At 59.8% G+C, this 21,202-nt stretch carries 19 protein-coding genes; 14 read left to right on the top strand and 5 right to left on the bottom strand.

Annotated elements, in window-relative coordinates; genetic code table 11:
- Positions 1 to 14 precede the first annotated feature (14 nt).
- Positions 15 to 293, bottom strand: coding sequence for a Rho-binding antiterminator (locus ABTV22_RS16600; protein ID WP_433735586.1), 279 nt, complete (start codon positions 291 to 293; stop codon positions 15 to 17).
- Positions 294 to 585: 292 nt separating this feature from the next.
- On the opposite strand from ABTV22_RS16600, the gene ABTV22_RS16595 reads away from it, so the two are divergent.
- Entirely contained in the window at positions 586 to 1,806 is a 1,221-nt protein-coding gene (locus tag ABTV22_RS16595) for a helix-turn-helix domain-containing protein (protein WP_433735585.1), read from the top strand.
- A 36-nt stretch (positions 1,807 to 1,842) separates the two neighbouring features.
- Positions 1,843 to 2,475: a Vgb family protein gene (locus ABTV22_RS16590; RefSeq protein WP_433735584.1), complete on the top strand. Its 633-nt coding sequence runs from the start codon at positions 1,843 to 1,845 to the stop codon at positions 2,473 to 2,475.
- Between the two features lie 175 nt (positions 2,476 to 2,650).
- On the opposite strand, the gene ABTV22_RS16585 is transcribed toward ABTV22_RS16590, so the two are convergent.
- Complete coding sequence (locus ABTV22_RS16585; protein ID WP_433735583.1) at positions 2,651 to 3,988, bottom strand: 2-hydroxycarboxylate transporter family protein; 1,338 nt, start codon at positions 3,986 to 3,988, stop codon at positions 2,651 to 2,653.
- Positions 3,989 to 4,232: 244 nt separating this feature from the next.
- On the opposite strand from ABTV22_RS16585, the gene ABTV22_RS16580 reads away from it, so the two are divergent.
- Positions 4,233 to 5,150: a LysR substrate-binding domain-containing protein gene (locus ABTV22_RS16580; RefSeq protein WP_433735582.1), complete on the top strand. Its 918-nt coding sequence runs from the start codon at positions 4,233 to 4,235 to the stop codon at positions 5,148 to 5,150.
- Positions 5,151 to 5,252: 102 nt separating this feature from the next.
- Here the strand turns inward: ABTV22_RS16580 and leuD are convergent, their stop codons facing one another.
- Positions 5,253 to 5,861 carry a 3-isopropylmalate dehydratase small subunit gene (gene leuD, locus ABTV22_RS16575; RefSeq protein ID WP_433735581.1) on the bottom strand — a complete coding sequence of 203 codons (609 nt, stop codon included), beginning with the start codon at positions 5,859 to 5,861 and terminating at the stop codon, positions 5,253 to 5,255.
- A gap of 3 nt (positions 5,862 to 5,864) precedes the next feature.
- Positions 5,865 to 7,292, bottom strand: coding sequence for a 3-isopropylmalate dehydratase large subunit (leuC, locus tag ABTV22_RS16570; protein WP_433735580.1), 1,428 nt, complete (start codon positions 7,290 to 7,292; stop codon positions 5,865 to 5,867).
- A gap of 465 nt (positions 7,293 to 7,757) precedes the next feature.
- On the opposite strand from leuC, the gene ABTV22_RS16565 reads away from it, so the two are divergent.
- The 11 genes from ABTV22_RS16565 to ABTV22_RS16515 all read left to right on the top strand — a co-directional run bounded on the left by ABTV22_RS16565 (position 7,758) and on the right by ABTV22_RS16515 (position 20,166).
- A complete protein-coding gene (locus ABTV22_RS16565) occupies positions 7,758 to 8,444 on the top strand; it encodes a GntR family transcriptional regulator (protein WP_433735579.1) in 687 nt (228 codons plus the stop codon).
- 166 nt (positions 8,445 to 8,610) lie between these two features.
- A complete protein-coding gene (locus ABTV22_RS16560) occupies positions 8,611 to 9,462 on the top strand; it encodes a glycine betaine ABC transporter substrate-binding protein (protein ID WP_433735578.1) in 852 nt (283 codons plus the stop codon).
- 188 nt (positions 9,463 to 9,650) lie between these two features.
- Complete coding sequence (locus tag ABTV22_RS16555) at positions 9,651 to 10,769, top strand: quaternary amine ABC transporter ATP-binding protein (RefSeq protein ID WP_433735577.1); 1,119 nt, start codon at positions 9,651 to 9,653, stop codon at positions 10,767 to 10,769.
- Positions 10,766 to 11,614: an ABC transporter permease gene (locus tag ABTV22_RS16550; protein WP_433735576.1), complete on the top strand. Its 849-nt coding sequence runs from the start codon at positions 10,766 to 10,768 to the stop codon at positions 11,612 to 11,614. Before ABTV22_RS16555 ends, ABTV22_RS16550 begins: the two co-directional genes overlap by 4 nt.
- A complete protein-coding gene (locus ABTV22_RS16545) occupies positions 11,611 to 12,462 on the top strand; it encodes an ABC transporter permease (RefSeq protein WP_433735575.1) in 852 nt (283 codons plus the stop codon). The genes ABTV22_RS16550 and ABTV22_RS16545 overlap by 4 nt, the downstream gene beginning before the upstream one ends.
- A 284-nt stretch (positions 12,463 to 12,746) precedes the next feature.
- Positions 12,747 to 13,757, top strand: coding sequence for a GlxA family transcriptional regulator (locus tag ABTV22_RS16540; RefSeq protein WP_433735574.1), 1,011 nt, complete (start codon positions 12,747 to 12,749; stop codon positions 13,755 to 13,757).
- Between the two features lie 333 nt (positions 13,758 to 14,090).
- Complete coding sequence (locus ABTV22_RS16535) at positions 14,091 to 14,813, top strand: GntR family transcriptional regulator (protein WP_433735573.1); 723 nt, start codon at positions 14,091 to 14,093, stop codon at positions 14,811 to 14,813.
- 106 nt (positions 14,814 to 14,919) lie between these two features.
- Positions 14,920 to 16,239 carry an NAD(P)/FAD-dependent oxidoreductase gene (locus ABTV22_RS16530; protein ID WP_433735572.1) on the top strand — a complete coding sequence of 440 codons (1,320 nt, stop codon included), beginning with the start codon at positions 14,920 to 14,922 and terminating at the stop codon, positions 16,237 to 16,239.
- A 160-nt stretch (positions 16,240 to 16,399) separates the two neighbouring features.
- Positions 16,400 to 17,731, top strand: a complete 1,332-nt coding sequence (locus ABTV22_RS16525; protein ID WP_433735571.1) for an MFS transporter — start codon at positions 16,400 to 16,402, stop codon at positions 17,729 to 17,731.
- A gap of 34 nt (positions 17,732 to 17,765) precedes the next feature.
- Positions 17,766 to 18,677, top strand: a complete 912-nt coding sequence (locus ABTV22_RS16520) for a dihydrodipicolinate synthase family protein (protein WP_433735570.1) — start codon at positions 17,766 to 17,768, stop codon at positions 18,675 to 18,677.
- Positions 18,670 to 20,166 (top strand): aldehyde dehydrogenase, encoded by a 1,497-nt coding sequence (locus ABTV22_RS16515; protein ID WP_433735569.1) that lies wholly within the window; start codon positions 18,670 to 18,672, stop codon positions 20,164 to 20,166. The genes ABTV22_RS16520 and ABTV22_RS16515 overlap by 8 nt, the downstream gene beginning before the upstream one ends.
- Positions 20,167 to 20,293: 127 nt before the next feature.
- Here the strand turns inward: ABTV22_RS16515 and ABTV22_RS16510 are convergent, their stop codons facing one another.
- A complete protein-coding gene (locus ABTV22_RS16510) occupies positions 20,294 to 21,154 on the bottom strand; it encodes a CAP domain-containing protein (RefSeq protein WP_433735568.1) in 861 nt (286 codons plus the stop codon).
- Positions 21,155 to 21,202: the final 48 nt, after the last annotated feature.

Raw genomic sequence — 21,202 nt, 5'->3', positions numbered from 1 at the left:
CGGGGGACGGCAAATCAGAACGTGCAGACAGCGTCGGAAAATGCCACCCGCCCGAACTGCGCATTGACATCCAGTGGCGTGATGGCCAGCAGTTGGTCCAGGCGGATTTCCTGCTGGCCGTCAGCCGTTTCCAGCAAGAGGAACTCTTCCTTGCTGCTGGCGGTACGCGTGGTCAGTGCTTTGGCGACCAAACGAGCACCATCCGTCAGCTCGACTTCCAGTCGATATCCGCGCAGGCAGGCGATTTCCAGAAAGTCATGCAGGTCACAGTTCAAAGGCTGGTAGGTATTCATGACATGACTCCTTGCGATCGTGCAGTTTGACGCCGCTGGGAAATCGAGTTGATTTGTCGCAAGTACCCGATTTTCCTTCCAGTATAGGCGGGTCCATCTTCACTTCTCTCGAAGGCCCCATTGCGGGCAAGCCACGCTCCCACAGGTATTGTGTTGGATTGAAGTCTGAGGACCAGCACGCATTCTGTGGGAGCTGGCTTGCCAGCGATGGGGTCAGCACAGGCCCAGAAAGTCTGAGATAGACTCAAGCGCGTCCCTCCAACATCGGAGCTATACCCATGGCAGGACTGCAATGGACTCGCTGATCACCGCCGCCGCACAAGCCCTGGCAGCCGGCGATCCTCTTGGCGCACTGGATCGGGTAGCCCTGCGCGAGGATGCCCCAGCGCTGGCGTTGCGCGGGATCGCCATGGCGCAACTGGGGGATCTGGTGCGTGCCAAGGCGCTGCTACGTCGCGCCGCGCGGGCATTCGGGGTGAAAGAGGCGGTCGCGCGGGCGCGGTGCGTGGTGGCCGAAGCCGAGATCGCACTGGCGTCCCGGGACCTCGGTTGGCCGGTAAAAACACTCGATGCGGCGCGGCTCACGTTGGAGGCTCATGGGGATTGGGCGAACGCCGCCCATGCACGGTATCTGGAGATCCGCCGCCTGTTGCTGATCGGGCAACTGGAGGAGGCGCAGGAAAAACTCGCGCAACTCGATCCGGCAACCTTGCCACCGCCACTGCGGGCGACCCATGAACTGGTGGTGGCGGGCATCGCCATGCGCCACCTGCATTCGCAAACGGCGCGTGCCGCACTCGGCAGAGCCGAACTCGCCGCCCGACAATCGACTATTCCCGCGCTGATGGCGGAAGTCGAAAGTGCCGTTCGCATGCTCGACAGTCCTGCCGCCCGGTTGAGGTCCCAGGGTGAGTCGCGACCTGTGCTGCTCGATGAAGTGGAAGCGTTGCTCGCCTCGACTTCGTTGGTGGTGGACGCCTGTCGAAACATCGTGCGGGGCGCGGGCATGTCGGTGTCGTTGTCGTCGCGGCCGGTCCTGTTCACCCTCGCGCGAACACTGGCCGAAGCCTGGCCTGACGATGTGTCCAGGGAAACCCTGATCACCCGCGCCTTTCGCCTCAAACTCAGCGATGAATCCCATCGTGCCCGGTTACGCGTTGAAATCGGGCGGTTGCGGGCGGCACTCAAACCCCTAGCCGACGTGACCGCCACTCGACGCGGCTTCGTTTTACTTGCGCAGGTTTGCCCCGATGTTTTGTTGCTCACACCCCCAGTCGAGGAGAAGCACGCTGCGGTGTTCGCCTTGCTCGGCGACGGTGAAGCCTGGTCGAGTTCGGCCCTGGCCCTGGCGCTGGGCAATAGCCAGCGCACGGTGCAACGGACCCTCGATTCGCTGGCGGCACAGGGCAAGGTGCAGTCGTTCGGGCAGGGGCGAGCAAAGCGTTGGCTGACCCCGCCGGTGCCCGGTTTCGCGACGACCTTGTTACTCCCGGTTCCGCTGCCCGGTGATTAGGATGAACCTCACCAACCCCCATCGAGGAACACCGAAATGAAACAGTCAGCCGCCGAAATTATCCGTGAATATGGCCCCTTCGAAGGTGTCGATCACGTGCACGGCCTCACCTGGGACGGTCGTCAGGTGTGGTTTGCCAGTGGCGAAAAACTCAATGCCCTGGATCCCGACAACGGCACGCCTGTGCGTTCGATCGATGTCGCGGCCCACGCCGGCACCGCCTTCGATGGCAAGCATCTGTTCCAGATCGCCGAGGACCGTATCCAGAAAATCGATCCCCAGACCGGCCGCGTACTTTCCACCATCCCGGCCCCCGGTGGCGGCAACGATTCGGGCCTGACCTGGGCCGAAGGCACGCTGTGGGTCGGGCAGTACCGCGAACGCAAGATCCATCAGATCGACCCCGAGAATGGCGCGATCCTGCGCACTCTCGAATCCAACCGCTTTGTCACCGGCGTGACTTGGGTCGAGGGCGCGCTCTGGCATGGCACATGGGAGGGCGATGAAAGCGAACTGCGCCGGATCGACTCGAAAAACGGCGAGGTGCTGCAAAGCCTGAAACTACCGGCCGGTATCGGTGTGTCGGGACTTGAGTCCGATGGCGGCGAGCGGTTTTTCTGTGGCGGTGGCAGCAGTGGACGGGTGAGGGTGGTACGTCGTCCCTCATGACACACTGGGCTGAGGTTGGATGTTTAATCGCGTCCAACCTTTCACGAATGACTGTTCGCTTAAGAGCGAGCACTTACCTCGACTCCAGTCAGTGACCCTCGGTTGCAGTGGATCACGTCATGCCGCAGACGAAAAAAAGCCCGCAATCTCGCGGGCTGAATAAAAGGGATCGGACTCAAGCAAAAAAGCGCAGCAACACTGTCGCCAAAATCACCGTCGAAGCCCCGCCAATCCGCGTCGATATCTGCGCAAAGGGCATCAGCGACATCCGGTTCGAGGCCGAGAGAATCGCCACGTCCCCGGTCCCGCCCAACCCGCTGTGGCAGCAGGTCACGATGGCCGATTCGATGGGGTACATCTTCATCAGGTTGCCGATGAAGAAGCCGGCCACGGTCATCGAAACCACCACCGACACGCACACCAGCACATAGCCCACCGAGAACACTTTCACCACGCTGTCCAGCGGCACGTAGAGCATGCCCAGGCCGATCATTACCGGCCAGATGAACGCCGAGGACACCAGTTTGTAGAAGGTGTGGGCGCCTTTTTCGAGTTTTTCCGGGAGCACGCGCACGTACTTAAACAGCACGGCGGCGAGGATCATCATGACCGGGCCGGGAATGCCTGCGACTTTTTCCAGCAGACCGCCGAGGACGAAGAAGGCGCAGATCACCAACACGCCAGCGCCCATGACGCGCAAGTCGACGCTGGCGCTTGTGTCTTCCTTGACCTGGAATTTGTCGTTCTCGTCTTTGGCGCGAATCAGTGAACCTTCGCCGTTGATATTCGGGCGTTTCAACGCCAGGCGGGCCAGGTAGCCGGCGCAGATGATCGCGGCGATGTTGCCGACCACGGCGGCGGGGGCCAGCTGCGCGACGTAGATGTCCGGGGTGCCGCCGAGGATCGCCGAATAGGCCAGCGACAACGGCAGGATGCCTTCACCAATCCCGCCGCCAATGATCGGCACGATGATGAAGAAAAAGGTGTGGTGCAGGCTGTAGCCCACGAGCTTGCCGACGATGAGCCCGCTGGCGACGGCGGCAAGGGTGCCCGCCAGCAGCGGGATGAACATACGCAGCATGCCCTGGACCAGGATGAAGCGGCTCATGCCCAGGATGCTGCCGACCACCAGGCTGGCGATCACGAAGTAGAGGAAGTTGGCGTCCTTCATCAACATCTTGGTCGCATCGACCGTGGCAGGGCCGAAGAAGCCGTAGAACACCAGGATCGAGGGCAGCATCAGGCACAGGATGGCGCCGCCGCCGATTTCCTTGAGGATCGGCAGGCGCGAACCCAGTTGGCCGAAAAATATGCCCATGGTCATGATCACCGCGAGTCCGCCGATCATGTTCTTGGGCAGGAAACCCAAGTGGGCCGAGAGGTAAACGATCAGGGCGATACCGAGAAAGATCGGCAGGGGGATCACGCCGATTTCGTACGCGCAAAGGCGTTGCAGAAGACTGTTGGGACGGGCGTTTTCGATGTTCAGGGACGGCTCATAGGACTTGTTCATGTCGCTGTTTCCTCTTGTTTGTTTTTATCGAGGATGTAAGGAACTACGGCTAATTCGGGCTTGCTTTTCTGTAGGAGCGAGCCTGCTCGCGATGGTCGTCAACGATGACGCGCGCATCCTGAATGAAGGCGGTGTCTTTGAGTTCATCGCGAGCGTGCTCGCTCCTACAGGGGGGCGGTTGTGGCCCGGTAGAGGGATGCTATCCTTCGCGCATTGAGTGATAAACAACGGAACTATGAGGCGTATGAACACGAATCGTGATCAATTTCCCTTGCCCGAAGACCTCAAGGTTTTTCTAACGGTCGTGCGAAAAAATGGCTTCGCCAGTGCTGCCGAAGAGCTGGGCTATTCGCCGGCCTACATCAGCAAACGCATTTCGGTGCTGGAAACCACACTGTCAACCCGGCTGCTGCATCGCACCACACGGCGTATCGCGCTGACCGATGACGGCGAACGGGTGCGGGTGTGGGCCGAGAAGCTGCTGGGGGATTTCGATGATTTTGTCGGTGAAATCTCCGAGGCTCGGCACCAGCCCATGGGCTCGTTGCACATCTGCAGCAGCTTCGGTTTCGGCCGCAACCATGTGGCCCCGGCGATCTGCAAACTGTCGCAAACCTACCCAAAGTTGGAGATTCGTCTGGACGTGTTCGATCGGGTGGTCGACATCGTCGGCGAAGGTTTCGATCTGGAGATTCGCGTGGGCGATGACCTGCCGGGTCAGCACCTGGGGCGCAAGTTGGTGAGCAACCGGCGGGTGCTGTGTGCGACGCCGGAGTACCTGGCGCGACGGGGCATGCCCCAGTCATTGGAGGACTTGAAAGACCACGACTGCCTGGTGCTCAAGGAGCGCAACAACGCTTTTGGGGTGTGGAACCTGACGAAGGATGGCCGCGAGGAGTCGGTGCGGGTCAGCGGCCCGTTGTCGTCCAACAGCGGCGAGATCGTTCTGGAGTGGGCCTTGAGTGGCGGCGGGATTTTGTTGCGCTCGATGTGGGACGTCAAACCGATGCTGGCGCAAGGGCGACTGGTGCAGGTGCTGCACGACTACACCCAGAGTGCCAACGTCTGGGCGGTGTACCCGACGCGGCTGAGCCAGTCGGCGAAATTGCGGGTGTGCGTGGAGTTTCTGGAAGCGTATTTCCGCGACTTATCCGTCGAATAACCCCTCCCTGTAGGAGCTGCCGCAGGCTGCGATCTTTTGATGTTGCTTTTGAAAAACAAGATCAAAAGATCGCAGCCTGCGGCAGCTCCTACCGTTAAAGCATCAGGTTAGCCAGGGGTTTTGCACCAGGTGCCGGGCTTCGAAGCGGCGAATCTGTTCGGCCCGCTGCAATGTCGTGCCAATGGCGTCGAGTCCCAGCAGCAACGACTGTTTGCGCAGTTGATCGATCTCGAACGGGATCACGCTGCCGTCGGCCAGTGAAAGGGTTTGCTCCGGCAGGTTGACGCTGATTCGCGCCGTCGCCGGATGGCTGACCCTCTCGGCAACCTGTTTGAGTTGAACTTCGGACAACTGAATTGCCAACACCCCGTTGCGCTGACAGTTGTCATAGAAAATCCCGGCGAAGCTGGTGCCGATCAAGGCTCTGATGCCCACTTGCTTCAGCCCCCAGACCGCATGTTCGCGGCTGGACCCACAACCAAAATTCGGACCGACGACCAGAAAGGCCGCAGCGCTCCAGGCCGGTTGATTGAGAACGAACTCGGGATTGGGTTCGCCGGATGCCAAAAAGCGCAAATCGAAAAACAGTCCTCGATCCAGTCCCTGGCGATCGATGCCCTTGAGGAACTGTTTGGGCATGATCACATCGGTGTCGATGTTGGCCGCTAAAAGGGGGGCGGCGCTGCCGCTGACGGTAGTGAAAGGTTGCATGGTTCAAGCCTCCAGAGCGAACGAACGGACGTCGGTCAAATGCCCACGAATCGCGGCCGCCGCGACCATGGCCGGGCTCATCAAGTGAGTGCGCGCACCGGCGCCCTGACGACCTTCGAAATTGCGATTGGTACTCGATGCGCAGCGGTCGCCGGGGGCGAGCACGTCGTCGTTCATGGCCAGGCACATCGAGCAGCCCGATTGCCGCCATTCAAAACCGGCATCGAGAAAGATCTGCGCCAGTCCCTCGCTTTCCGCCTGATGGCGAACCTGGGTTGAACCTGGAACGATCATCGCCCGCACATGGGCTGCCACGCGTTTGCCACGCACCACGCGAGCCACATCGCGCAAGTCTTCGATGCGCGCGTTGGTGCAGGAGCCGATGAAGGCATGGCTGATCATCACGTCGCTCAGCGGCATGCCGGGTTCCAGGCCCATGTAGGAGAGGGCGCGTTGCATGCCCTGACGCAGGATCAGGTCCGGCTCGCTGGCCGGGTCCGGGACGTGGCTGCCCACCGGCGCGGCCTGATCGGGGCTGGTGCCCCAGGTGACCATGGGTTCCAGCGCACCGACGTCGAGGATGACTTCGCGGTCGAACACCGCACCTTCATCGCTATAGAGCTCCTTCCACTGAGTGACAGCCTGGCGCCACAACTCGCCACGAGGCGCGCGCGGCTTGAGTTGCAGGTAGGCGAACACCTTGTCATCCGGCGCCATGAACGCGCCCCTGGCACCGGCCTCCACTGCCATATTGCAAATGGTCATGCGCGCTTCGACGCTGAGGTCGATGATCGCCGGCCCCGCGAATTCAATCGCAAAACCGGTGGCGCCAGAGGCCCCGATTTTTTCGATCAAGGCCATGATGATGTCCTTGGACCTCACGCCAGTGCCGAGCAAGCCGTTGACCGTCACGCGCATCGTCTTCAAGCGTTTGTAGACCAGGGTTTGCGACGCCAGCAGGTGCTCGATTTCCGAGGTGCCGATACCGAATCCGAATGCCCCCAGGGCACCGTAAGTAGTGGTGTGGCTGTCACCGGCGGCGACGACCATGCCGGGCAGGATAAAACCCTGTTCGGGAGCGACCACGTGTTCGATGCCCTGGCGTTTATCCAGCACATCGAACAACTCGATGCCGAAGTCGCGGCAGTTTTCTGCGAAGTAAGACACCTGGCGGGCACCACCGGCATCGGGCATCACAGCAGTTCGTGTCGGCGTCGTGGGGTTTACATGGTCGACAACGGCCAGCGTGGCAGCCGGGCGCCAGACCTGGCGGCCCGATTCGCGCAAGCCGCTGAAAGCTTGCGGACTGGTGTATTCGTTGGCCACCTGGCGGTCGATGTACAGCAGCACATGGCCCTGATCGTCGAGTTCGCAAACGGTGTGGCTGTCGATGTGCTTTTGGTAGAGCGTTCTGGGGCTGGGAGTGGTCATGGAGTGGGCTCTTCTTCTTGTGCGAGATCACGGGGTGCAACGTAGGGACAGCATATTCGTCGCAGATCCTGCATCAAGGCTCCACAAGTGAACGCTTTGCGCACGAAATGTGAATAATTAGGGTGTTCGCCTGGTTCCATTGGGCAACTGTTCGCGGGTGTCGATATGGCGTGGGCAATCCCGGACATGCCGCCCTCGGACATCCCCGTTCGCGGACGGCAGCGGACACGCCCCGGAGCGCCATCCAATCCGCGACAGAAAACATTCCTGTTAGCGACCACCTCGATTCCATACCGTAAATCCAAGCCCCTGTTTTTAAAGGGCTGGCGTCGATTTGCATGTGTGTTCTTACAGTATTTTCTGTGTATACAAATAAAATACAAAGCATTGACGGTGCCTGAAACCCGTGCGAATCTGATTTCAACACCACGCCAAAGCGCTGATTCGATGCCCTGGAGGTCTTTTGTGAAAAACGGCAAGAGCACTCTTTACGACGACCTCAAGCGTCAGATCCTCACCATGGAACTGGACCCCGACGAGGCGTTGGATGAGGTAGCGATCAGCGAGCGCTATGGCCTTTCACGGACCCCGGTGCGTGAAGTGTTTCGGCGGCTGGCAGGTGAGGGCTACATCGATATCCGGGAGAACCGGGGCGCGCGGGTGATTCCGATGAACCACTCGACCCTGCGCAACTTCTTCCTGGTAGCACCCATGGTTTACGCCGCGATCGGTCGCCTGGCGGTGCAGAACTTCAAGGCCCATCAATTGGCCGACTTGAAGGAAACCCAACGCCGCTTCCGCGCCGCGACGGCTTCCCGGGATGCGCTGATGATGGTGGTGGAGAACAACCGTTTCCACGCGATCATGGGTGAAATGGCCGGCAACCAGTACCTGGAGCCGAGCCTGGAACGCTTGCTGATCGATCATGCCCGTATCGGTCATACGTTTTTCCGCCCTCGCGACGAGGACATGGAACAACGCCTGGAACTGTCAGCCGAGCATCACGATTCATTTATCGTCGCCATCGAGAATCGCGACGAGAGTGCCGTAGTGGATCTGGTGTTTGAACATTGGGAACTTTCTCGCGAAAACATGGAAATGTTTATTGCGCCTCAAGGGATGAAAGCGGATCTGACTTTTTTATCCAAATAGTCTTTGGATGAATTTGCCCCAGTGGCAAATCGCATTGAGTGTCAGCTCAGGTAAGCGCTGACAGGCAATAAACGCTGAACCGGATGGTGGACGTCAAGTTTCACGCCACGGGCTTCTATTGTTTAGAGGCTGATAAAAACAGGTTTAATAAAAATCGAGGAATGCCATGAACAAGTTTTGGAAGGCAGTTTGTACAGTCGTGATGATGGGCATGTTCATATTGCCTGTTCACGCAGAAGAGAAAACCATCACGGTCGGAACATTGTCGTGGGAAGATTTGACGCCCATTACCGGTATTACCAAAAAAGTTCTTGAAGACTCCGGCTATACGGTCAAGGTCATTGAGTTCTCCGAATGGGGCATCGCTTACGCGGCGCTGACCAAGGGCGACATCCAGGTGCTGGCCTCGCAGACCGACTACGCGGCCCAAGACTACTGGAACAAGAACAAGAACCGCCTGGAAAAGCTGTCGCCGGTGTCTTATGGCCTGTACCAGGCGATTGCAGTGCCCAAGTACGTCGACATCGACTCGCTCGAACAACTCAATGACAACGCTGAAAAGTTCGGCGGCAAGATCATCGGTATCGAGCCCGGCTCTGGCCTGATGAATGACGCGACCAAGGCCGTCAAGGACTATGGCATCAAGCTGCAACTGCTCGAAGGCAGTACCGCGGCCATGACCGCCGCCCTGAAATCGGCAGTCGATCGCAAGGAATGGGTCGCCGTGACCGTTTGGGAACCGTCGTGGATGGCGCAGAAGTTTGATCTCAAGTTCCTGAAAGATCCAAAAGGCGTATTCCCGCCACCACAGGGTTACTACTGGATCGGCCATAAAGGCTTCTCCGAGGAATACCCGCATGCCCGTGAAGTCATGGCCAGTGTTTATGTGCCACTGGCGGATATCACCAACATAAATGGTGAAGTCAAAGACGGAAAAACCATGGAGCAGGCGGTTAACGACTGGACAGCCAAGAACGCTGATCTGTTGAAGCGCTGGGAAAACATTAAGAAGCCATAATCCTAATAACGATTTTTTGTAGGAGCGAGCCTGCTCGCGATGGACGTGAAGGCGCTGTGTTTATCCAGGCAGCCCGCGTAATCGTTAACGCCGATCGCGAGCCTGCTCGCTCCTACAACAGTAACCATGCCACTGCCGAGTTTTGATCAATTAGAAAAACCAGCAAAACTGGTTCAATAGGCAAACAAATGAATACGGTCAAAATAGACACCAACGAAGTACTCGTGGATTGTCAGTCAGTCTGGAAAATCTTCGGACAGAACGCCAAGGCGGCAATGGATGCGGTGGTGCAAAAGGGACTGAGCAAAACCCAGATCCTGCAGGATTATGGCTGTGTGGTCGGGGTGTCGGATGTCAGCCTTCAGGTTCGTCGCGGCGAGATCTTCTGCATCATGGGGCTGTCCGGCAGTGGCAAGTCCACCCTGATCAGGCTCCTCAACAAGCTGATCACACCAAGCTCCGGCAAGGTGCTGGTCAAAGGCAACGACCTGTCCGCCTTGTCGCCCGCGAAGTTGCGGGAAGTCAGGGCCCGCAACATCGGTATGGTGTTCCAGAGTGTCGCCTTGCTACCCAACCGCACGGTGCTGGAAAACACCGCGTTCGGCCTGGAAGTGCAGGGCGTCGGCAAGGCCGAGCGCTATAAGGTGGCGGAACGGGCGTTGGCCAAGGTCGGCTTGACTGACTGGGCTTCGCGCTACCCCGGCGAATTGTCCGGCGGGATGCAGCAGCGGGTTGGCCTGGCGCGGGCCATTACCGCCGACCCCGAAGTGATCCTGATGGATGAACCCTTCAGTGCACTGGACCCGCTGATCCGTCGGCAATTGCAGGACGAATTCCGCCAGCTGACCAAGGAGCTGGGCAAGTCCGCAGTCTTCATTACCCACGACCTGGACGAAGCGATCCGCATCGGTGATCGCATTGCGATCATGAAGGACGGCGTGATCATCCAGGTCGGCACCGCCGAAGAAATTGTCCTCAACCCGGCGGATGATTACGTGGCCGAGTTCGTCGCCGGCATCTCCCGCTTGCACCTGGTCAAGGCCCACTCGGTGATGACGCCGGTGGCCGCGTACCAAGCCGCCAATCCCTCCTGCGACCTTGCGCGCTTGCCCAAAGCCTCGGCCGAAGCAGACATTAACGAGTTGATCGGCCTGACCATGCAATCGGAGCTTGAAGCCGTCACCGTGGTGAAAAACGGCGTGGTGGTGGGGGTGATCACCCCACGGGATCTACTGCGCGGCGTGCAAGGTTTGCCCAATGACAGCACCGCGCAATCGCCGGCCACCGTCCTGGAGGCGTCGACATGAGCACGCCCGATTTTTCCGTACAGTTCGACGCCGTCGTCGACTCCGGCCTGGAGTGGCTGTCCGACAATGGCGAGTGGATTTTCGAGACCTTTAACAAGGTGCTCGAAGGCACGTTTAAGGGCGTGCAAGGGTGTCTGGCCTATCCGCCGTACTACGTCATCGCCATTGTCATTGGCCTGATTGGCTGGCGCATGGTGGGTGTTCGATTCGCCGTGCTGTCGACCCTGGCCTTGCTCGCCTGCGCCATCATCGGCCTGTGGCCGGAAACCGTGAGCACACTGGCGCTGGTGCTCACGGCCACGGTGCTGGCCTTGCTTGTCGCGGTGCCCTTGGGAGTGTTGGCGGGCCTGGCGCCGGTGTTCGACCGCGTGGTCGATCCGTGCCTGGATCTGGTGCAAACCTTGCCGCCGTACATCTACCTGCTGCCAGCGATTGCGCTGCTGGGTTACGGCCCGGCCACGGCATTGCTCGCCACCTTCATTGTGGCGGTGCCGCCGGCGCTGCGCCTGACTTCCCTGGGCATCCGCATGACGCCCAAGGAATTCATCGAATTGGGTGAGGCCAGCGGCGTGACCGGCCTGCAGATGTTCTTCAAGATTCGCCTGCCGTTCGCCATGCCCAGCATCATGGCCGGGGTCAACCAGAGCCTGATGATGGCCTTCGGCATGGTGGTGATTGCCGGCATCGTCGGCTCCGGCGGCCTCGGTGAATCGATCTACGGCGCGGTGCGTACCCTGGATATCGCCAAGTCGATCAACGCGGCGATTGCCATCGTGATTCTGACCATGATCCTCGACCGGCTCGCTCAAAGCGCAGCGCAGTCGCGGATGGGAGACAGTCAATGAGCCTCCTGGATTTGCGTTTCTCGCCCGGCGCCTTTCTCGCCCCGGCCATCGACTGGTTGAATGCCAATCTGCACGGGCTGTTCGTGCTGATCAGCAAGGTGATCGAGACCACCCTGGGCGGTATCGAAACCGCGTTGCTGGCGCCGTCGCCCTACGTGTCGATGGCCGTGGTGGTGGTGCTGGCATTCATCTTCGCCAACCTGCGGGTGGCGATTTTTTCCGGGCTGATGCTGGCCTTCTGTTTGTTCTCGGGGCTGTGGGTGGCGTCGATGCAGACCATTGCCCTGGTCTCGGTGTCGGTGCTGATCTCGGTGGCAATTGCCTTTCCCCTCGGTGTGCTGGCCGCGCGAGTGAAGCGGGTGGACGCCGCGTTTCTGCCGATCCTCAACGTGATGCAAACCGTGCCGCCATGGGTGTACCTGATTCCCGCGGTGATGCTGTTCAGCCTGGGCCGCGTGCCGGCGATCATCGCCACCATCGTGTACGGCATCCCACCGATGCTGCGTTTGACCACCCTGGCGTTCAAGCAATTGCCCAAGGATCTGCTGGAACTGGGCCAGGCCCTGGGTGCTTCGCCACGCTTGATCCTGTTCAAGATCGAATTGCCCACCGCCGCGCCGACGCTGTTGGTCGGGCTCAACCAATGCATCCTGCTGTCGTTGGCGATGGTGGTGTTGGCGGGGCTGGTTGGTGCTGGCGGGCTTGGCGCGGAAGTTACCCGTGGCTTGACCCGCATGGAGATGGGCCTGGGCCTGCGCGCAGGTTTGGCGATCGTGGCGGTGGCTTTGTTGCTTGATCGCTTGTCTCGGGGCGCCTTGCAGCGTCATTCGCCCCGGCAGATGGGTTGAGTCGCACAATCTCTATAGGAGCGCAATGCTGCTCACTTAAGAACAAACACTGTACCTGTGGCGAGGGAGCTTGCTCCCGCTGGACTGCGTAGAAGTCCCATTTTTGGGGCCGCTTCGCGTCCCAGCGCGAGCAAGCTCGCTCGCCACAAAGGCCCGCCCACAGGTTTTACACTTGCCCACGGCGCTGAATTTGCGTAAACAGGCCACTCGCTTTTTGGGTCAGGAGTAGCAGTCATCAAGACGTTCAATCACAGGTTCGTCATCACGACGAAGCGAGGCGTGCGTTGGTAGAGCGGCGTCAGTTCAGCGGTGCCATGAAGGGTAAGAACCTGCGTTACCTCAATGAGCACGACGGCCAGTCGGTCCGGGCCCGGGCAGGTTTCCTGCTGCTGGAGCATTTTTCGTTGCCGGCATTCACCCAGGCCCTCGACACGGTGATCACCGCCAACCTGCTGCGGCCCGAGTTGTTCTCGACCAAAACCTTTGGCCTGGCCGAAGGCGAAGTGATCAGCGATCTGGGCCTGGTGATCCGGCCGGATGCCTGTCTCAGTCATGGCGAAATCGAAGAGCTGGACCTGCTGGTGGTGTGTGGCGGCTACCGTACCGCGCTCAAGGCCGACGAGGCGTTGATCAGCCTGTTGCAGGACGCGGCCGAGCAGGGCGTTACGCTGGCCGGTGTCTGGAATGGCGCCTGGTTCCTCGGGCGGGCCGGATTGCTCGATGGCTATCGCTGCGCGATTCACCCTGAACATCGCCCGGCCCTGGCGGAAATCGCCAAGCTGACGCAAGTCACCAGCGAAGCCTACGTGGTGGACCGCGACCGCCTGACCGCCTCCAGTCCCAACGGCACCTTTTATATGGCGCTGGAATGGATTCGCGGCTTGCACGACAAGGCACTCACCGACGGCATCGAAGACATCCTGGCCTTCGAGGCCTCGCGCTACCGGCGTATCAAGCCCTCGCTGAACGCCTCGGTCTGTGGCCCGCTGCGCGAAGTGGTCAACCTGATGGACGCCAACCTCGAAGAACCGCTGGAGATGGAAGCGCTCTGTGAATATGCCGGACGTTCCCGGCGACAGATCGAGCGGCTGTTCAAGGAACAACTGGGCACTACACCGCAGCGGTATTACATGGACCTGCGCATCACCGAAGCGCGGCGATTGCTGCAGCACACCACGTTGAGCATTGTCGAAGTGTCGGTGGCGTGTGGGTTCGTGTCGCCGAGTCACTTCAGCAAGTGCTACAGCTCGTATTTTGGGTATCGGCCTTCGAAAGAGACCCGGTTGGTCAAGTAGAGATCGGCTGGGTAGAAGATCAAAAGATCGCAGCCTGCGGCAGCTCCTACAGGTGTACATGTTCCCCTGTAGGAGCTGCCGAAGGCTGCGATCTTTTGACCTTGCTTTAAAAGATCGCAGCCTCGTTGCACTCGTCAGCTCCTACACGGCGTTCGCCACGCTCACCTCCCTGTTTCTCGCACTCCAGCGCCACTGCCTCCAACCGTCTATCACCTGCCATTGGGCCCTGTTTCTTTTGTGTATTTTAATTGTAGACACAAAGAATAACGTTGTCTTATAGTACGAATACAGGTAGTAGACAGTGCTCACTCACCCGTACGAAGGTTTCTGAAGATGGCCACAAAAGAACTCGATCCGCAGGCTGGCAATGATTTGCCTGTAGACCGCAAAGCCGTGTTGGGCGAAGCGCTGCGGCGTCGCATCCTGAGCATGGAACTGGCACCTGGCGCCGTCGTGGATGAGCTTGCCTTGTGTGATGAGTTCGGTCTGTCTCGCCCTCCGGTGCGTGAGTTGATGCGGCAGATGGCGGCCGAGGGTTATATCGATCTGGAGGCGAACCGCGCCGCTCGCGTGTCGTCGATGAATTACCAATCGCTGCGCAGCTTTTTCCTCGCCGCGCCACTGATCTACATCGCCACCACCCAACTGGCAGCGAGCCACGCCACGCCTGCCGAGATTGAAGAACTCAAGCGCATCCAGGCGTTTTTCCGCACCGCCATCGAAGAGAAAGATGTCGAGAAGCGCGTGCTCTTCAACGACGAATTCCACCTGCAAATCGGCAAGATGGCGCACAACGCCTACTTGATGCCGAGCTTGCAGCGCCTGCTGATCGACCACGCACGGCTGGGCAAGATTTTCTACCGTCACCCGACCACTACCGACATGCAGGAAGACCTGGAAGTGGCGGCGGATCAGCATGACGAAATGATCGCTGCGATTGAAAACCGTGACCCGGTTCTGGCCGGGGATATCGTGCGCGCGCACCTGGAATTGTCCCGTCGCCGGATGTCCGAGTACGCAGCGCCCGAAGGATTGGAAGTGGCACTTACTTACTGAAAGCCGTACCGATTGCACTGGCAAAACCACCACTTACACCGTGAAGTGATCGTGCAGTAGGGACGCTTTTAGGACTCACAACTATAAAAGAACCCAGGTCGCGAACATGGCAAAGATCAGATACACACCGGCAGATGACTCAACTTGTGGCTGGTTCCACTTGAGTCCGCCCCGAGTGGCCCGTGCATCCCACTCCGGCATCCGTTCGGCGCGTTGGGTGGTGGTAGGCGCCGGATTCACCGGGCTGGCGGCGGCGCGGCAATTGGCGCTGAACTTTCCCGATGACGAGATCGTTTTGATCGAGGCCCAGGAGGTCGGTTATGGCGCCTCCGGCAGGAACGCCGGGTTCGCCATCGACCTGCCACACGATATCGGCGCCGATGACTATATCGGCGACATCAAGACGGCCAGGATCAGCATGGAGCTGAACCTGACCGGGCAATCGATTCTCAAGCGCCTGGTGGAGAGGCACAAAATCCAGTGCCAGTTCAGCCTGTGTGGCAAGTATCAGGCAGCCATCGAGGATCGCGGCATCGCGGTGCTGGATGCCTATCGTCGGGGGCTGGACAAGCTCGGTCAGGACTACGAAATGATCGAAGAGAAGGACTTGCCCAAGCACATCGGCACGCACTTCTATCGCAAGGCGCTGTTCACCCCGGGCACCGCCCTGATCCAGCCGGCGGCGCTGGTCAAAGGCCTGGCCGACAGCCTGCCTTCCAACGTCACACTGTACGAAAACACCCCGATTACCGAAGTCGAGTACGGCGACAAGACCATCCTCACGCACAGGTACGGCCGTATCGTCGCCGACAAAATACTGCTGACCAACAACGCGTTCGCCATGAGCTTTGGCTTTTTGAAAGGCCGCATGCTGCCGATCTTCACCTACGCCAGTCTGACCCGGCCATTGACGGACGACGAGCAGGCGCGCCTGGGTGGCCGGCCTTACTGGGGCGTGATTCCCGCCGACCCTTTCGGCTCCACGCTGCGCCGGACCCCCGACAACCGCCTGTTGGTGCGCAACAGTTTCAGCTTCAATGCCGACGGCCGCAGCCATGCCAAATACCTGCAGCGCTTCAACCAGCGGCACAAAGAATCGTTCGAGCGGCGTTTCCCGATGCTCCCTGATGTCGACTTCGAGTACACCTGGGGTGGCTCGCTGGCCATGTCCAGGAACCATATGTCGCACTTCGGCCAATTGAGCCACAACGTTTACGGCGCGCTGTGCTGCAACGGGCTCGGCGTCACGCGGGGCACGGTGACCGGCACATTGCTGGCCGACTGGTTGGCGGGCAAACGCAATCATCTGATCGACTTTCTATTGTCCTCCCCGGGACCGAACAGAAACCCGCCTGAACCGATCCTGTCAGCCGGCGTGAACATGAACCTTCTGTGGGGCCAGTGCCGGGCAGGCAAGGAAAGTTGATCAAGTAACACCTGAGTGATGCACGTTCAAAGTTAAACGATTGATTGGAAGTTGTAAGTGCTATTGCGCTGACTGTTTCTGATCGAGACGGCTTTCGTTTGCCTGGATTTCGGGTGTGCGTTTGGGCCTTTCGAAGCGCTGGACGATATAGGAGACAATAATGACAAGTCCTAATACCTCCGTTGAGGATGTTCCTCTTAATAACTTTCATCGTTTATTAACGGTCCGTTCGGGAGGCGGGTCGTTTGTCGACGGTTATGTATTGAGCATTATCGGCATCGCCATGTTGCAAGTAACGCAGGCGTTGAACCTGAGCGACTTCTGGCAGGGAATGATCGCCGCGTCGGCCCTGATGGGGGTGTTTTTCGGCGGCTTTATCGGGGGCTGGCTGACGGACAAGTTAGGCCGCAAGACCGTTTACTTTATCGGTCCTTCACTGTTCATCCTGTGCTCGCTGGCACAGTTCTGGGTGGAGTCGGCGGCGGCCTTGTTCGCGTTCAGATTCATCATCGGCCTTGCCGTGGGCATTGAATACCCGGTGGCCACTTCGCTGTTGGTGGAGTTTCTACCGAAGAAGCAGCGAGGCCCGCGCCTGGCTGCGTTGACCATCCTGTGGTTCGCCGGTGCGGCGTTCGCTTATGTGGTGGGCAACGCCATTCTCAATGCCGGTGGCGACGATGCCTGGCGCTATGCATTGGCCAGCGCGGCGGTGATCGGCCTGGTGCTGTTCGTGCTGCGTATCGGCACGCCGGAATCCGCTCGCTGGTTGCTGAGCAAGGGGCGCGATCGGGATGCCGAAGACGTCATCAAACGCGTCTACGGTCCGCACTATTCGCTCAAGGATCTGCCCGAACAGCCTGACGAAAAGAAAATGACTTTCAGCGACTTGCTGCACTCCGGTTATGGCAAGCGTTTGTTCTTTGTCTCGGTGTTCTGGTCATGTTCGATTATTCCGGTCTTTGCTGTTTATGCCTTCGCGCCCAAAGTACTTCTGGCACTTAACCTGAAAGGCGAGTGGGCCTCTTATGGCTCCATGGCCATTACCTTGTTGTTCGTTGTGGGTTGTGTGCTGGCCACCAAACTGATCAACACGATTGGTCGGCGCAGCATGTTGATTCACAGTTTTCTTTGGTCGGGTCTTTCGTTGTTGTTGCTGGCGGTGTTTTCCAACGGCAACGAACTGCTCGTGCTCTTCCTGTTTGGCGCCTATGCCGTCTTCATCGGCGGCGCCCAAGTCCTGCAACTGGTTTACCCAAACGAACTGTTCCCCACGGAAATCCGCGCCTTTGCCGTCGGCATCGGCACTTCGTTGTCCCGCGTCGGGGCGGCGGTCGGTACTTACCTGGTGCCTGTGTCCCTACAGACGCTGGGTATCGGCAACACCATGTACGTGGCAGCCGTCGTGACCTTTATCGGCTTGACGGCGGCCTGGGCCATGGCCCCGGAAACACGTTCCCTGAACTTGCGCGATGCGGCGGCATTGAGCAGCTGAGTTGAAAACATCCCTGACTGATGGAGAGGCAACCATGAAATTCGAAGGCATCTATACCCCGGCAATCACCCCTTTGACGGCTAACGGCGACATCGACAAAGCGGCGTTCGCCGACGTGCTCGAATACCTGATCGAATCGAAAGTGCACGGCATCATCATTGGCGGTTCCACCGGCGAGTACTACGCCCACACCGCACAAGAACGCATCGCCCTGGCGACCCAGGCCAAGGACGTGATTGGCGGTCGGTTACCGCTGGTCATCGGCACCGGCGCCATTCGCACCGAGGATTCTGTGGAATACGCCAGCGCCGCCCGCGCCATCAAGGCCGACGCGATCCTGGTCGGTTCGCCACCCTATGCGCTGCCGACCGAGAAGGAAAACGCCATCCATGCGTTGACCGTCGACCGCGCCGCCGACTTGCCGATCATGCTCTACAACTACCCGGCGCGTATGGGCGTGAGCATGGGGGAGGAGTACTTCGCGGCGGTGTCCGAATCGAAAAACATTGTCGCCATCAAGGAAAGCTCCGGCGACATGGCGCAAGTCCATCGCCTGGCGCGTAACTACCCCAACATCAGCTTGTCCTGCGGCTGGGACGACCAGGCCCTGGAGTTCTTCGCCTGGGGCGCGCGCAGCTGGGTCTGCGCCGGCTCTAACTTCATCCCTCGCGAGCACGTGGCGCTCTACGAAGCCTGCGTGGTCGAGAAGGACTTCGACAAAGGCCGCAAGATCATGAGCGCGTTCATGCCGCTGATGGACTTCCTGGAAAGTGGCAAGTTCGTGCAGTCGATCAAGTACGGCTGCGAGCTCAACGGCCTGCGCACCGGCAGTGTGCGCTCGCCGCTGCAACCTTTGTATGAACACGAAAAACAGGCGCTCAAAGACATCATCGCCACCCTCAAGCGCGACGTCGCTCAAGTGATCGGGAGTTCGAACAATGGCTGATCTGCTCAGCGCGGCCGACTATGCCGCCATCGCCCAGAAACTGACGTTGCCCACTCAATGCTTCGTCGACGGCGCGCCTTACACCTCGGGTTCGGGCAAAACTTTTACCACCACCAATCCGGCGACCAACGAAGTGCTGGCGCAGATCACCGCTTGTGATGCCAAGGACGTAGACGTCGCGGTGGCCAAGGCCAAGGCAGCCTTCGACGACGGTCGCTGGCACAAGCTCAGCCCTGGTGAGCGCAAGAAGGTGCTGTTGCGCTTCGCCGATCTGCTGGAGCAGAACACCCTAGAGTTGTCGGTCATGGAGAGCCTGGACAGCGGCAAGCCGATTCGCGAATGCCAGCTCGTCGACATTCCCGAAACCATTCACATGATCCGCTGGCATGCCGAGCTGATCGACAAGATCTACGACAACACCGCTCCGGTCGGCTCCGGTGCCTTGAGCCTGGTGGTGCGCGAAGCCATAGGCGTGGTAGGCCTGGTGTTGCCGTGGAACTTCCCGCTGTTGATGCTGGCGTGGAAAATCGGCCCGTCCCTGGCTGCCGGTTGCTCGATCATCGTCAAGCCGGCCAAGGAAACCACCCTGACCGCGTTGCGTGTCGCCGAACTTGCCCATGAAGCCGGCGTGCCGGCCGGTGTGTTCAACGTGCTGTCGGGCGGTGGCAGCGAAGTAGGGGAGCCGTTGGGCCGGCACATGGACGTGTCCATGGTCAGCTTCACCGGCTCGACGGCGACCGGTCGGCGCTTCCTCAACTACGCAGCGGATTCGAACCTCAAACGCATCGTGCTGGAGTGCGGCGGCAAGAACCCGGCGGTGGTGATGAATGACGTCGAAGACCTGGATCTGGTGGCCAGCCACGTGGTCAACGGCGCGTTCTGGAACATGGGTGAAAACTGCTCGGCATCGTCGCGACTGATCGTCCACGCCGACATCAAGGACGCGTTGCTCCAACGCATCGGCGTGCAGATGCGCGAGTGGAAAATGGGCAGCCCGTTGGACCCGGAAAATCGCATCGGCTCGATGGTCAGCCAGGCGCACTTCGAGAAGGTTCGCTCCTACCTCGAACACGCCGCTGCCGAGAAACTGAATGTGGTGTTCGGTGGCAACACCGAGGGCGATATCTTCGTCGAGCCCACCGTGGTTGACGGTGTAAGCGCCGAAAGCCGGCTGTTCCAGGAAGAAATCTTCGGCCCGGTGCTCGCGGTGACCACCTTCACCACGATCGACCAGGCCATCGCCCTGGCCAACGACTCGGTGTACGGCCTGGCGGCGTCGGTCTACACCGACAACCTGCGCAACGCCATCAAGCTGTCGCGGGAAATCCGCGCGGGCATCGTGACGGTCAACTGCTTTGGTGAAGGTGACGCCTCTACGCCGTTTGGTGGCTACAAGGAATCCGGGTTCGGCGGGCGCGACAAATCGATCTGGGCGCATGATCAGTACACCGAGATCAAGACCATCTGGATTGACGTTTCAGAGCGGTAAGAGGGCTGCGTAGGGACGATTAAAAGATCGCAGCCTCGTTTCACTCGACAGCTCCTACACAGCTCCTACACAGCTCCTGCATGGGAATGGGGTCCTGTAGGAGCTGCCGAAGGCTGCGATCTTTGCCTCAAGGCGCCCCAAACAACATCGTCCAATACACCCCCTCATCACTGCGCGCTTGCATCGCATACCCCGCACCCACCTGGGTAAACATCGGATTCATCAAGTTGGCGCAATGCCCGGGACTGGCCAGCCAACCGGCCATGGCCTTGTTCGGCGAGCCTTGGCCCGCGGCGATGTTTTCGCCGATCTGCCGGCCTCGGTAACCGGCAGCGCGTGCCCGGTCGGCGGGCATGTCGCCATCGGGATCACGGTGGGCGAAGTAGTTGCCGTAGGCCATGGCTTTGCTGTGGCCTTGCGCGGCGGCGCCGAGGCTGGCGTTCCAGGTCAATGGCCGGGCGGCGGCGAAACGCTGGCGGCCGCACAGGCGCGGTTTGGCTCGGGCGGCGTTGACCTGGGCCAGCAGGGATTTGCCGACATTGCGCGAATCGCCCATTTGCCGGTCGATCACTGGCTGCGCCAGCACGATCTGCCATTCACCCCGACTGCGGCTGACGCCGATATCGGCGTACTGACTGTCGAGCAGGGCGGCGCAGTGGTCATCCTGCAGCAGGTCAAAGGCCTCTTCGGCATCTTGCGCACCCACCACACGGATGCTGCGCACGGCCACGGCCTGATACCCGGAGTCTTTCAATCTTTCGCGCATTCCACCGCCGTAACCGATGGGCAGTGCCAGGTTGGACTTCAGTGTCAGCGGTGACAGGCGCTGGGCGGAGCTACGTAAACAGCCTTTGGGATGGGCACGGTAATCATTGATGGCGTCCACCAGTTGGCGCTCACCGGCGGCGTGCGCAGGGCTGGCGATCAGGGGAGAGGAGGCAAACAGGCACAGCGAAGTGAAGCGCAAGACACGGGCAGTTTGGCGCATGGTGCGGACAGCTCTGATGAGTTGACGACGGTTGGGAGGAGAATCAAT

It is taken from the genome of Pseudomonas putida, assembly GCF_050990305.1.
GTDB classification, from domain to species: domain Bacteria; phylum Pseudomonadota; class Gammaproteobacteria; order Pseudomonadales; family Pseudomonadaceae; genus Aquipseudomonas; species Aquipseudomonas putida_AH.
The sequence above is the reverse complement of the archived record's forward strand: the minus strand, read 5'-3'. Positions and strand labels throughout refer to the sequence as shown.

Bases quoted from the DNA above. Each gene is read 5' to 3' on its own strand.
- ABTV22_RS16600 (WP_433735586.1), bottom strand. From the start codon at position 293: ATGAATACCTACCAGCCTTTGAACTGTGACCTGCATGACTTTCTGGAA.
- ABTV22_RS16595 (WP_433735585.1), top strand. From the start codon at position 586: ATGGACTCGCTGATCACCGCCGCCGCACAAGCCCTGGCAGCCGGCGAT.
- ABTV22_RS16590 (WP_433735584.1), top strand. From the start codon at position 1,843: ATGAAACAGTCAGCCGCCGAAATTATCCGTGAATATGGCCCCTTCGAA.
- ABTV22_RS16585 (WP_433735583.1), bottom strand. From the start codon at position 3,988: ATGAACAAGTCCTATGAGCCGTCCCTGAACATCGAAAACGCCCGTCCC.
- ABTV22_RS16580 (WP_433735582.1), top strand. From the start codon at position 4,233: ATGAACACGAATCGTGATCAATTTCCCTTGCCCGAAGACCTCAAGGTT.
- leuD (WP_433735581.1), bottom strand. From the start codon at position 5,861: ATGCAACCTTTCACTACCGTCAGCGGCAGCGCCGCCCCCCTTTTAGCG.
- leuC (WP_433735580.1), bottom strand. From the start codon at position 7,292: ATGACCACTCCCAGCCCCAGAACGCTCTACCAAAAGCACATCGACAGC.
- ABTV22_RS16560 (WP_433735578.1), top strand. From the start codon at position 8,611: ATGAACAAGTTTTGGAAGGCAGTTTGTACAGTCGTGATGATGGGCATG.
- ABTV22_RS16555 (WP_433735577.1), top strand. From the start codon at position 9,651: ATGAATACGGTCAAAATAGACACCAACGAAGTACTCGTGGATTGTCAG.
- ABTV22_RS16550 (WP_433735576.1), top strand. From the start codon at position 10,766: ATGAGCACGCCCGATTTTTCCGTACAGTTCGACGCCGTCGTCGACTCC.
- ABTV22_RS16545 (WP_433735575.1), top strand. From the start codon at position 11,611: ATGAGCCTCCTGGATTTGCGTTTCTCGCCCGGCGCCTTTCTCGCCCCG.
- ABTV22_RS16535 (WP_433735573.1), top strand. From the start codon at position 14,091: ATGGCCACAAAAGAACTCGATCCGCAGGCTGGCAATGATTTGCCTGTA.
- ABTV22_RS16530 (WP_433735572.1), top strand. From the start codon at position 14,920: ATGGCAAAGATCAGATACACACCGGCAGATGACTCAACTTGTGGCTGG.
- ABTV22_RS16525 (WP_433735571.1), top strand. From the start codon at position 16,400: ATGACAAGTCCTAATACCTCCGTTGAGGATGTTCCTCTTAATAACTTT.
- ABTV22_RS16520 (WP_433735570.1), top strand. From the start codon at position 17,766: ATGAAATTCGAAGGCATCTATACCCCGGCAATCACCCCTTTGACGGCT.
- ABTV22_RS16515 (WP_433735569.1), top strand. From the start codon at position 18,670: ATGGCTGATCTGCTCAGCGCGGCCGACTATGCCGCCATCGCCCAGAAA.
- ABTV22_RS16510 (WP_433735568.1), bottom strand. From the start codon at position 21,154: ATGCGCCAAACTGCCCGTGTCTTGCGCTTCACTTCGCTGTGCCTGTTT.